Source organism: uncultured Pseudoteredinibacter sp., from assembly GCF_947502065.1.
Lineage (GTDB): Bacteria > Pseudomonadota > Gammaproteobacteria > Pseudomonadales > Cellvibrionaceae > Pseudoteredinibacter.
In genome coordinates, this window is record NZ_CANMYE010000014.1 from 1 (window position 1) to 12,714 (window position 12,714).

General features: G+C 45.3%; 10 protein-coding genes. 4 read left to right on the forward strand and 6 right to left on the reverse strand.

Going from position 1 to position 12,714, the window contains the following annotated elements:
• Window positions 1–205: 205 nt before the first annotated feature.
• From Q1A41_RS19235 to Q1A41_RS19250, 4 genes are all read right to left on the reverse strand, one after another.
• Window positions 206–928 carry a CpsB/CapC family capsule biosynthesis tyrosine phosphatase gene (locus tag Q1A41_RS19235; protein WP_299982468.1) on the reverse strand — a complete coding sequence of 241 codons (723 nt, stop codon included), beginning with the start codon at window positions 926–928 and terminating at the stop codon, window positions 206–208.
• Window positions 925–3,213 carry a polysaccharide biosynthesis tyrosine autokinase gene (locus Q1A41_RS19240; protein WP_299982470.1) on the reverse strand — a complete coding sequence of 763 codons (2,289 nt, stop codon included), beginning with the start codon at window positions 3,211–3,213 and terminating at the stop codon, window positions 925–927. The genes Q1A41_RS19235 and Q1A41_RS19240 overlap by 4 nt, the downstream gene beginning before the upstream one ends.
• Before the next feature lie 60 nt (window positions 3,214–3,273).
• Entirely contained in the window at window positions 3,274–3,858 is a 585-nt protein-coding gene (locus tag Q1A41_RS19245) for a polysaccharide biosynthesis/export family protein (protein WP_299982473.1), read from the reverse strand.
• 254 nt (window positions 3,859–4,112) lie between these two features.
• A complete protein-coding gene (locus tag Q1A41_RS19250; RefSeq protein WP_299982476.1) occupies window positions 4,113–5,342 on the reverse strand; it encodes an outer membrane beta-barrel protein in 1,230 nt (409 codons plus the stop codon).
• A gap of 629 nt (window positions 5,343–5,971) precedes the next feature.
• Here Q1A41_RS19250 and galU point away from each other — a divergent pair.
• The 4 genes from galU to Q1A41_RS19270 all read left to right on the forward strand — a co-directional run bounded on the left by galU (window position 5,972) and on the right by Q1A41_RS19270 (window position 10,846).
• A complete protein-coding gene (galU, locus tag Q1A41_RS19255) occupies window positions 5,972–6,886 on the forward strand; it encodes a UTP--glucose-1-phosphate uridylyltransferase GalU (protein WP_299982480.1) in 915 nt (304 codons plus the stop codon).
• Between the two features lie 39 nt (window positions 6,887–6,925).
• Entirely contained in the window at window positions 6,926–8,587 is a 1,662-nt protein-coding gene (gene pgi, locus Q1A41_RS19260) for a glucose-6-phosphate isomerase (protein ID WP_299982483.1), read from the forward strand.
• Between the two features lie 104 nt (window positions 8,588–8,691).
• Window positions 8,692–9,984, forward strand: coding sequence for a nucleotide sugar dehydrogenase (locus Q1A41_RS19265; protein WP_299982486.1), 1,293 nt, complete (start codon window positions 8,692–8,694; stop codon window positions 9,982–9,984).
• A gap of 295 nt (window positions 9,985–10,279) precedes the next feature.
• Window positions 10,280–10,846, forward strand: coding sequence for a UPF0149 family protein (locus Q1A41_RS19270; RefSeq protein WP_299982488.1), 567 nt, complete (start codon window positions 10,280–10,282; stop codon window positions 10,844–10,846).
• A gap of 116 nt (window positions 10,847–10,962) precedes the next feature.
• Here Q1A41_RS19270 and Q1A41_RS19275 read toward each other — a convergent pair whose 3' ends face one another.
• Together Q1A41_RS19275 and Q1A41_RS19280 are read right to left on the reverse strand one after the other, a co-directional pair.
• Window positions 10,963–11,697 carry a WecB/TagA/CpsF family glycosyltransferase gene (locus Q1A41_RS19275; protein ID WP_299982491.1) on the reverse strand — a complete coding sequence of 245 codons (735 nt, stop codon included), beginning with the start codon at window positions 11,695–11,697 and terminating at the stop codon, window positions 10,963–10,965.
• Window positions 11,684–12,709 (reverse strand): SDR family oxidoreductase, encoded by a 1,026-nt coding sequence (locus tag Q1A41_RS19280; protein ID WP_299982494.1) that lies wholly within the window; start codon window positions 12,707–12,709, stop codon window positions 11,684–11,686. The genes Q1A41_RS19275 and Q1A41_RS19280 overlap by 14 nt, the downstream gene beginning before the upstream one ends.
• Window positions 12,710–12,714: the final 5 nt, after the last annotated feature.

A 12,714-nucleotide genomic window follows, 5' to 3' on the forward strand; every position in this document is an offset into this window, starting at 1 on the left:
GATCATCTAAACCACATACATCGTGCCTTAACATGGGGTCAGATCCCTTGGGATCTGACCCCGGTATCGGAGCCGGGGTTTAAATCGCAACTACCCAAGCCATAAACGGCAATATCTGAAAGATCATCCAAACCAAGAACATCGTGCCTTAACATGGGGTCAGATCCCTTGGGATCTGACCCCGTATCGGAGCCGACCTTGCTTGCTATTCGCTTAGGCCTGCAATTCTTCCAGGGTTTGTGACAAACAATTGCTCGGCCATCTTATCCCCATAACGCTCAGCCACAATGCCAAACGCCTCAGATAAAACCGGCGGCCTTGATTCACAATTATGTGCATCACTCGCGACAATCGTCGCCCATCCTTGCTCTAAAATGGTATGCGCTGTCTCGTACGCATAATCACCAAAGCGATCACAAATACTCATTGCGGTTAACTGCAACAAACATCCCATTTCTAAAAATGGATACAGGCGGCTAATATCCGCTGCAAAGCCTTTGTTCCTCTCCGGATGCGCAATCATCGGTAGCACCCCGCGATCAATCAGCCACTTGGCTAACTTATCACTCCCCGGCGGCACATTGCCGTGGGGCAACTCCAGCAACATTACCTGCTTACCTTCCCATTCACCCAAATACGGCAAGGATTGATTAGCAAACAAGGCCAACACCTCAGCCGATAAACGTACCTCTCCAGCCATGGCCAAGCTCAAAGGAATATTTTCCGCCACTAACTGCGATTGCAAATGCTCAAAAACAGGCTGAATAGACTGGCGAGTATTTTCCCAGCGACCGGGGTGAATATGAGGGGTGGCGGTCATATGGCGAATGCCATCAGCCGCCGCCATTTTACAAAGCGCTAAGGCATCTTCAAGATCGCGGGCACCGTCATCGATGCCCGGTAAAATATGGCAGTGTAAATCAATCATGCCGCCCGAATTTTTTGCTCTTCTTTTTGGTTTTTACTGGCTTTGGCGGTTTCTGCTGCGTAGCCATAACTATCATAATAGCCCGCATAATAATCAGAGCCGTAATAGCGCGAAGATTTATCCAAATCTACCTGATTTAGAATCACACCAACCAGAGGTGCATTAATATCGCGTAAACGCTTCAGGCCAGCCTTCACCTGGGTTGCCGAGGTAGAATCGGCTTTTACCACATAAACCATGGCACCCACCAAAGGTGCAATCGCCAAGGCATCACTTACCGCCTGACACGGTGGTAAATCAATAACAATACGATCGTATTTATCTTCAAGTACTTTCAAAGCCTGTGCAAAGCGCTTAGAAGATAACAACTCTAAAGGATTCGGCGGAATCAAACCGGCCAGCATCACATCAACATCACCTTCTTCATAACGCTGAATGCAATCACTAAGATCGGCCGTACCAGCAACCAATGCAGATAGGCCCGGCTTAGCGCGATCTAAGCCCAGCACCTTACCAATGGATGGGCGACGCATATCAGCATCGATCAATAGAGTTTTTTCCATTTGCGATAATGCGCAAGCAAGGCTGATGGATGTCGACGTTTTACCTTCTGAAGGTACTGTAGAGGTTACAGAAATGGTTTTTTGTGGCGAATCCAAAGAAGACAGTACAATACCTGTACGAATCGTTCGCACCGCTTCACCAAAGCCAATATCTTCGCCTTCAACAAACGCTCGATAACTCTTAATAGCCTTATCTTTACCCTTGGACTTAATAAGCGGCAGTAAGCCCAACATGGTGCTTTGTAATTTTTGCTCAATATCTTCCGTTGTTTTGATGGTGTTATTAAGCGCTTCCAATAAAAACGCACAAGCGACAGCAAACATTCCGCTCACCACCATCGCCAACATAGCAATCAGCTTTTTCTTTGGTTTGGCCGGACTAACAGGAACAACCGCTGGATCCACAATACGAGCATTTGCCGAGTTTAAGTCACCCGTTGCGCTGGTTTCGTTAATGCGTTGCAAAAATGTATTGTAAATAGCACGCTTGGTTTCAACATTTTGCTCTAGCTCACGTAATTTAAAACGCTTGCGACTCAAGCTTTGCAAATTGCCTTTTGTCCCTGCCAGTGCGTTATCTAAACTACGCTCACTTGCTACAGCTGCGCGATAATCTGACTCGATACCTTTAGCTACTGAAACCACCTGCGCATCCAAAGCCACTTTGGCTCGCAGCACTTCTGATTCTACAGCAATCATTTTAGGGTGCTTGTAACCATAACGTTTCGCCAACTCCGATCGTTTTAACTCCACTTCTAATAGTGACTCTTTAAAACGTTGTACAGTTTGATCGCGCAAAATACCGGATATACGCTGCAAGCCCTCACTATTGTTACTACCAACTGTGCGAATCTGCTGATAAACCCCCTCCAAGGCCAAGCGCTCTTTACGGGCATCAACCAATTTATCTGCGACTAAATCAACTTCTTTATTCGCAATATCTGTACCGCCAGCATTACCCACCAAGCCTTCTTTGTCTTTATATTTCTGCAACGCTAATTCTGCTTCATTCAGCTCGGCCTTGATATTACCCATACGGTCATTTAACCAAGAAGAGGCTTGGACAGTAACTTCCAGCTTTGCTTCAAGCCCGCTTTCTATATAAGCCTGCCCCAAAGCATTAGCAACCTCAGCAGCAAGAACCGGATCATTAGCTTCGAAGGAAACTTTTGCCAATTGGGTTTTCCGAATTGGTGTAATTCTTAGACGCCCAAGAAAGGTATAGACAAGCTGGTTTAAACCAATTGAATTAGAATTTTTCTCGCCTTTTGATGGAAGCTGGAAAGGAAGCATTCCTTTCCAATTAAAACTTTCTTCAACCTGAAATTCTTTATGAGATTGTAAATTTAAAGAAGTTATAACCTTTTCAACTAAACTACGGCTTTTCAAAATCTCAAATTGAGTCGATAAATACTCTTGGTTTGTACCATCAATTCCATACACTGACTCAATTGAAACAACATTATTATTTTTATTTTCAATCAATAAAGTGGCTGTAGCCCTGTAAACAGGTTTCATAGACATTAAAACCAAAACCGTCAGCAAGGTAACTACAAGCGAGAAACCCATTATCCCCCAACGATAACGCATCAATGTGCGCCAATACTGACGAAGATCGATCACCTCTTCATCATACGCAGCCCCCATAGCAGGCTGATTTAGTGCCATCGGTGAGGCATGCACCGCAGTGGGTACATGTGAATTATGAGCAGGAGGGTTCATAAAAGTATTCCGTTTTTGCTAGCGCCACTGCACATCTTGTGCTTCGCCTTGCTTTTATTGTTAGAAAAAGCTCTGTTCTATATCGATAATATCGCCGGGCAAAATTTTACTGCTTAACTCGCCCTTATAAACACTGCTTGTGCCATCAGCCTTTTCGCGAGTAATTGTGATTTTGCTTTTGGATGCACGCTCAGTAAAGCCACCTGCTAGGGCTACGGCTTTTTGCAGTGTTAAGCCTGGCAAAAAGGCAAAACCGCCAGGCTCTTCTACTTCGCCATTAATAAAAAACTGGCGATACTCTACAACAGAGACATTTACACTAGGGTTTATCAAGTAACCGTCTTTTAACTGTGTAGTGATATATTCGCTTAACTCACCGGTGGTAAGGCCTTTAACTTTAATTTCGCCTACAAATGGGTAAGAGATGGTACCCGCATCACTTAGGCGAGTTTCAAGGCTTAAATCGTCTTCACCAAAAACCTGAATACTCATTAGATCACCCGAGCCTAAACGGTAATCGGATAGGCCTGCCTCTTGGGCGCTAATTTGTGGGGCAACAACAAAGCAAGCTAAGAATAAAAACAGAAAAGAAACATTAAATTGACGCTGCAGAAACCACAGATGCGAAGAAATACGCTCAACCACAATACACCTCTATCCTTGAATTGCCATAGCGACTGCACACTAGCTGCCACTGGCCAAATATCAAATATTCGGCACTGGCACATAGAGCCACATTATGACACAGGAACACCCAAGTAAAACTACCGTTTGGCAGGCGCATCAGATGTAAAAATGATACACGGCCAAAAATTTAGAAACAAAAGTGGGCGACAATAAAAGCCGCCCACTGATATTCAAAAACCCAAGCAAATTAACTTTAAGAAAGCGCTCAGCGCTTATAAAGAAACATCCGCTCGCAAATAAATCGTATTTTTATCGTAATCTAAACCTGAAATATTGGAGCTACGATCACTGTAGTCATAGTTCAAGCTTAAATCTAACCAGCGACGCATGTTATACATTAAGCTAATACCCCAAGTATCTTCTTCGTCTTCACGGGCATTACCAATGTATTCGCCATCGCGACGACCAGCACTTAAACGCGTTTTAAAGCGTTCACTCCACTGGTGAGACCAGCTTAAGTTAACCCCAGTACGATCAATATAAGTGCCTGTACCATCTGTTTCTTCAGGTAATTTAGACGTAGCCAAGGTAAACACTGTTCTCTCGATTGGAGACCAATCTACGCTCACTTCCCAGCTTACACTGTCATCGTCTTGTAAGTTCGTCGAGTCAAAATCTTTCTCTGCTAGACCTATTTTGACCGTACCGGACGTTTGAGCGGTTGCTTCCCAAGTGGCACCTACCAAGTAAAACGTCTCTGAGCTATCCAGTGGTGAAGTTGTTAGATCGTAATCGATCTTTTTACGCTTAATCTCAAAAATAGCTTGAGTTTTGGGGGCTACGCGATAATAGAATGTACCGGCGACATAATTGTTCTTACGATCACGGGCTGCGTTTTGATCCAAAAAGTTGGTGTACTCTTTATCCAAAAAGCCGGCCGCAACTTTTAGTCGGCCATCAGCTTCTTTACCACCGTAGGTATACGCCACATCAAAAGTGCGCTCGTCATACTCTGCTGGCACCGGGTTAGATGTTGCATCGTTACCTTGGTTGGCACCGGTACCACGTGGCTCGTGATTCTTGGTAAAAGCAGCGCTGATATCAAGGTAGTTACGGCTATTTAGCTCTAGATTGATATCACCACGCAAAGAATGATCGGTATAATCATCATCTCGGCTATCTTGCACGATACCGTGATTTACACCATAGGTAATGGAGTAGCTGTCATTGCCGTTTTCAGCAATAAACTGCACTTGAGGGTTAATAATGGTTACCCACGATTCCTTCTCGTTACCGTCGGTTAAGAAAAGGTTGCTATCGTAACCATTGCTTATACCTAAGGTAGGCACAAGCCGAAAAGGCCCCATATCTACAGCGGCAGGCTCCAGCGCATTAACCGGCAGCGCCATTGCAATTGCCAAGGGCAGTGTGGCGAGCTGAACGCTCTTTTTTCCTAAGATCAGCTTAGCCTTATGGCCAATACAGCCGGTACGCGTCGTCATGACGTCCTCCATGATTATGTCCTTCCTTTTTGCTCCCTAAACCCGCCATTGCGCTCTCTACCGGCTACGCCACAATGACCGAAACAGACCCATTTGTTTATTTGTCGTTATAAAAACACCACGAGCTCAATAAATCAGGATGACTACTTAAGCATAACTAAAAGGACTTAGTTCGTAGTTTGGGGGCAGACTTTATCACACTTTTGGGGTATTTCTAATGCCGCTAGCGCCAAAAAGCATAACATTTCACCAATTAAACGATTTACGCGCCAATTATTTGACTAACGCTGCCCCATCAACTACATGCAATGCGATATCTTTGCTTGAACAAAAAACAAGCATATCAGTTCACTATGTCAGTGATATAACAACAATAAGACAGGAACCTTAAAACTCACTCATGGGAGACACAAAATAGACATGTTAGACTATTACCGTACGCTGGATGCAAGTGCCGACCACATGGGATGGCACGAAATAAACAAGACACGCGTCTTAAGAATCAGCTTTAGGTAAACAAACCTAGAACTTCCAGCTGGCGGGGTTAAATCTGAGCCCTTTGGGCGAAGAGAAAGCAAGGCTGCTGTTATTCGCGATAAAACAAATATGGATATTTAAGGGTCTTTTAAATGCAAAGTAGTAGCTCTTCAGTGAACTCAAAACCTTTACGTAAAGTCATTATCCCAGTGGCCGGCTTAGGCACTCGCGTGCTACCCGCCAGTAAGGCTATCCCCAAAGAAATGCTACCGGTTGTGGATAAACCGGTGATTCAGCATGTGGTAGAAGAAGCGGCAGCAGCAGGCTTTACCGATATTATTTTAGTGAGCCGAAGTGGCAAAAGCGCGATTGAAGATCACTTTGATGTGCACTATGAGCTAGAAGCTGAGCTTGCCCGCAAAAACAAAGATGCCATTTTAGCGAGCGTGCAAAGCACCTTACCTGCAGGCGTAAATATTAGCAGCGTGCGCCAAGCAAAAGCCCTTGGCCTTGGGCATGCCGTTTTATGTGCGGCACCTTTAATAGGCGATGAAGACTTTGCGGTTATTTTGCCAGATATGCTTATCCCTACCCCTGCCAAACAAGAATCCGATTTAAGCCAAATGGTCGCCGCCTATAAAGCTCACGGCTGTGGTCAAATCATGGTGGAAGCCGTGCCAGAAGATAAGGTAGAGCGCTATGGCATTGTTGATTGCAATGGCGAATCGCCCGCAGCTGGTGAGTGCGCCGACATTATAGGCATGGTGGAAAAACCAAAGCCTGCCGATGCCCCCTCTAATCTCAGCATTAATGGCCGCTATATTTTACCGGCGCGCGTTATGGAGCTATTAGTAGATACCCAACCTGGCGCTGGCAACGAGATACAGCTTACCGATGCCATGGCCAACCTTATTGCCGAAGGCGGTAAGCTGATGGCCTATACTATGTGCAGCAAAAGCTACGACTGTGGTAATAAAGCCGGCTTTTTAGAGGCCAATATTGTTTATGGCTTAGAGCACCCGGAAACTAAAGACAGTTTGCGCGCTCTATTAGCCAACATAATTTAATACGGCACAGCCCTTGCGAACTAATTACAAATAAAAACTATGAATACTATTAGCGCAGGCCCTCATTGGCAGGCCTTGCAAGCGCTGGCAGAAAACCAGCGTTTGCAGCCCATCCACCAGTTGTTTAGCGAAAACCCCGAGCGTTTCAGCCAGCTGAGCTTTCGCTTAGGGGCATTATTGGTGGATTTTTCCAAGCAACATTATCAGCAAGAAACCATTGAACAGCTAATTGCATTAGCCGAAGAAAGCGAGCTACCCAGCTGGATAGATAAACTCTTCGCAGGTGTCGAAGTCAACCACACCGAAAACCGCCCAGCATTACACACAGCATTGCGCTTACCCGAAGGGCGGGAGTGCTTTTTAGACGGGCAAAATATCAGTATCGATGTGCAAGAAAATTTAAAGCGCATGGAAGAATTGGTTAATCATATTCATACCGGCCAGTGGCGCGGTTTTAGCGGCGAAGCCATTAATACCGTTGTGAACATTGGCGTGGGCGGTTCAGATCTTGGGCCGTTGATGGCTTGCAACGCACTTGCCGAAACCCCCGCCCGCGATGACAGCAGCCAGCTTGCACAGCAAGCCGCTATTGATGTGCACTTTGTAAGCTCTATGGATGGCAGCCAATTGGCAGACCTACTAAAGGTGCTTAACCCTGCCCGCACATTATTTGTGATCGCCTCTAAAAGTTTTACCACTATCGATACCATGGCCAATGCCGCCACCGCAAAAGAGTGGCTATGTAAACATGCCAATTGTAGCGATACCGCTTTAGTGGCCAGGCATTTTATTGGTGTTTCCTCTAAGCCAGAGAAGATGCTGGATTGGGGCATCCCCAAACAAAACCAATTGGAATTCTGGGAATGGACCGGTGGGCGCTACTCCATGTGGTCGGCCATTGGCTTGCTTATCGCTTTAAAGCTAGGCATGAGCACCTTTAAAGATATGTTGGCCGGCGCTCATAATATGGATGAGCACTTTCGCCTAACGCCATTAAAAGAAAATATTCCTGTTTTACTCGCATTAACCGGTATCTGGAATATTAATTTTTTAAATATTGGCGCCCATGCCATATTGCCCTACGACGGCCGCTTAAAAAACTTGCCGGCTTATTTAGAGCAGCTAGAAATGGAAAGCAATGGCAAAAGCGTAAACCGCCAGGGCGAAACTGTCGATTACAATACCTGCCCTATTTTATGGGGTGAAATTGGCACCAATGCGCAGCACGCTTTTTATCAATTGCTGCACCAAGGTACCGAGGCTGTAATGTGTGATTTTATCGTAGCCGCTAAACGCTACGGCCCAGATGCCAGCCAAGAGCTACGCCACCAACATCAATTAAACCTAGCCAATTGCTTTGCCCAAAGTCGTATTTTAGCCTTGGGCGATAGCGTACTTGAAGATGCCCATACAGCACCAGCCCATAAGCGCTACCAGGGCAACCAACCTTGCACCACCATTATGCTGAATGAGCTTAGCCCATTCACCTTTGGCCAATTGATCGCCATGTACGAACATAAAGTATTTGTACAGTCAGTCATTTGGGGGATCAACCCCTTCGATCAATGGGGTGTAGAACTTGGTAAACAGGTTGCCACCAATCTGCTCGGGCAACTCGATGGTGAAAACCTAGAAACACTTGATGCCTCTACCGCTGGTTTAATCAAAACAATTAATGGAGATAAGGTAGGTGTAATGTGAGAAGCAAGATGTGAGAAGTAAGACGAGGGCAAGCATAAGCAGCAATGTCCAAACTCACCTCACATCTACCCTCTCACGTCTAACATCTAACTTCTACACATACTATGAAAATAGCCATTTGGGGTAATGAATTAATCGCTTGGACAGCCGCCGCCTGTTTTGCCGAAATGGGTAACGAAGTTTTGTTTGTACCGCACTATAAAGGCGGTAGTGAAAACACTCGTAAAAGCAGCAGCAAAGATGCACCTGCAAACGTAAAAGAAGAACCTGGTTTAATTAAGCAATTTGAAGAGCAAGAAAATAGCGGCCGCCTACAATTTAGCAATAGCAGCAATGCCAGCGAAGCCATACTGCATCTGCTTGCTTTTTTACCTAAGCAAATTGATCTGGCCAACTCCCTGTGTGAATTATTAGCCATTGATGAAAGCCGTCAACTGGTACTCATCAACACCAGCAACTTTGGTATTGGTGCCAGTGATAAGCTACAGGAGAAGTTTAAAGGCCAGCAGCAAGTTATGGCTTATATACCCGATCAACTGCCCGCTGGTAGCGCACTTAAAAACTTCAAACAGCCAGACCACTTGATCATTGGCTGCCAGCACGATTGGGCATTAATGCATATTCGCGCCTTATACCGCCCCTTTAGCCAAAACCTAAGCAACTGGTTAATAATGAGCGCCAAAGAAGCGGAATATACCAAGTTCGCTATCACTGGCATGTTGGCACTGCGCCTAGCCTATATAAATGACCTAGCAAACTTAGCGGATGAGTTAGATGTCGATATCGATATTATTCGTGAAGCCATGGGCAGCGATGAGCGTATTGGCCAGCATTACTTAAACCCAGGCTGCGGCTTTGGCGGTGAACACTTCCCGCAATATATTGAAGGCCTAGCAGGCACTTTAAGCGAAGCAAGAAACTCCAGTTTGCTAAGCACAGTGCTAGAGCAAAATGAAAAGCAAAAAGAGCTTCCCTTTAGAAAGCTGTGGCGCCATTATGACTGTGACCTACAAGGCAAAACCATCAGCATTTGGGGCCTAGCCTTTAAACCCGGCACCGCCAGCATAAGCAATGCACCCAGCTTAAAAATTATCGACGCCCTATTAAACCAAGGCTGCACAGTACAAGTGCACGATCCAATGGCGCTTGAAAATATACAACAGCATTTCGAGCAGCATATATACCGTAATCAATTGCAACTATGCCAACATGAAATGCAAACCCTAGAAAACAGCGACGGACTACTACTACTCACCGAGTGGCCACAATACTCATCCCCTGATTATCAGGCTATGAGCGAATTGATGAACACTCAACTAATCATCGACGGCCGCAACCTATTCGACAAAGAATTCCTCCAAGAACTAGGCTTCACTTACCAAGGCGTAGGCCGCTAAGCATAAAACGAGGCCGAAAACGGCAAAGCCTCCCACCCAACGGGGTCAGACCCTCACAGGGTCTGACCCCAAACCCATGCACAATCTAAACGCCAAAGCCGATCCGAACCATCCAACGGGGTCAGACCCTCATAGGGTCTGACCCCAAACTCATGCACAATCTAAACGCCAAAGCCGATCCGGGGTCAGAACCCAAGGGTTCTGCCCCCTACCCCCTACACAATCCAAACGCCCCCACTCACAACCCCACCACATAGTCTAAGCTTAAAAAACACCACCAAACAAAAAGCCAACCATGCCCATAAAAACCATCCACCTCCCAAGCGACAGCCAACAACAAGTCCTCACCCAAGAACTCGCTCGCTTCCAAAATTTCCCAGGCGCCCTAAACCTAGAACAACTAGACGGCTACTTCACCGCCCTACACCTAAGCCCCAGCGATTACGACATTGCCGACTGGCTAGAACTAATATGGGGCGGCGGAGACCTCCCCGTAGGTGGCCACTTCTACAGCACCGATGAAATCCAACAGTTCTTCACCACAATGATTCAACACTGGCACAACGTTCGCGCACGCTTAGAAGAAGATGAGCTATTTATGCCACTCACCTTTATCACCAGAAATGACGCCAGCTACTGGGCACAAGGCTTTTTATTAGGAACAAAACTCTACGAAGAGACATGGCAGGAATACTGCGAAACAGATGACCAAGGCATAGAAACCGCATTACTGGCACAGGCCTACCTACACCACAAAGACAAAGATCTAAAAACTTACCAAACAGAAGAAGAACAACAAGAACACACCGCCGAACTAAACCAACAACTGATCATCACCCTAAACCACTTCATAAAAAATTAAACCAAAACAAAAAAGGGTCAGAACCCAAGGGTTCTGACCCCACATCAAAGCCGAAATATTTAAACCTCACCAGAAATCGCTACCAGGCACTAAATTACGATCGCTGCTTATTAAAACTATAAACGCTTAAACTTTTCCTTAATCAACAACCAAGCATACTGAGTATTGGTCATAAGATAACGCTTCCACATACGTCCAGGCTCTTGGATAACCCTATAGAACCACTCTAAACCAGACCGCTGCATCCAAACCGGCGCCCTTCTAACCTTGCCAGCCACCACATCAAATGTGCCACCCACACCCATTACAAAATTTACACCCAGCTCCTCACGCCATTTATTAATAAAATTCTCTTTCTTTGGAGAGGTAATTGCAACAAAGAGTAATTCTGCTCCAGAATCTTTTACTTTATTTACCAAAGATTCCTCATCATCCCAAAAGTAACCATGGTGGAACCCAGCAACCCTTAAATTTGGATGTTTTGCCTTCATTATAGAAGCTGTTTTCTCAACAATTTCTTGCTGGGCTCCAAGGAAGAAGACAGAATACCCATCACGCTCTGCCATTGCATTCAACTCTAGAAACAAATCAACGCCTGCAACTCTTTCTTCTACCTTATACCCCAGAAAACGAGCCCCCCAAACAACACCCATTCCGTCGATATTTATGATGTCGCACTCAGTTACAGAGCTAGCCAATTCCGAATCTTTGCGCATATTCACTAGCTTTGCCACATTGACCACGACATGCTGCGTGAACAAGCTATCCCGCAATCGGAGTGATATAGTATCGACGGTTTCGACCATGGAGCCCGTATCCATAGGAGAACCCAAAAATTCAATTCTTTCCATTTTCTACGTACCAATCTATTGCTTCCGACAACCCCTGCCTAATTGAATGGGTTGGACGGTACCCCAAATCTCTTGAAATTTTCGAAATGTCAGCTCGAGAGTGGCGAACGTCGCCCTTCCTGAAATCTCTATAAGTTGGAGGTCTAATTTCATTAACCCCCTGGCTTCCAAGCTCCTCCGCGAGAAATCCATAAAGCTCGTTAAGTGAAGTTTGATCACTTAACGCAACGTTATACACTTCTGAGCCTGATATACCATACGTAGCTGCCAACAAGTTTGCCTGAACTGCATTCGCCACATAACAAAAATCGCGACTCGTCTCGCCATCACCATTTATGTAGACTTCTTCGTTGTTGAGTATTGACTGTATCCATTTTGGAATAACTGCAGCATAAGCCCCGTTAGGATCTTGTCTCCGACCGAACACATTGAAATAACGCAAACCACAGCTATCAAATCCATATGTTCGATGAAATACCGAAGCATATAGCTCGTTTACATATTTGGTTACAGCATATGGAGATAGTGGATTACCAATAACATCTTCAACCTTAGGGAGCCCTGGGTGGTCACCATAAGTTGAACTACTCGCAGCATAAGTAAAGCTCTTCACTCTTGCATCTTTGGCTGCAATTAGCATATTCAAAAAACCAGAAACATTAGTTTCGTTACTGGCAATGGGATCATCAATTGAACGGGGAACAGAACCTAAAGCTGCCTGGTGCAAGACAAAGTCAACCCCACTGCATACTAATTTGCAAGATGACAAGTCTCTGATATCAGCCTCATAAAAAGTAAAATTAGACCAAAGTGTTTGGCCAACAACATCTTCAACTTCCTCTAGGTTCTTAATATGACCAGTAGAGAAGTTGTCAATCCCAATAACTTTTTGATTTAGTAAAAGCAACTGTTCCAATAAGCTAGACCCTATAAATCCAGCGACTCCTGTAACCAGCCAAATTTTCGGCCTTTCCTTTAGCTCCATTTTTAATTTATCGAATTTCGTTATCATATCAA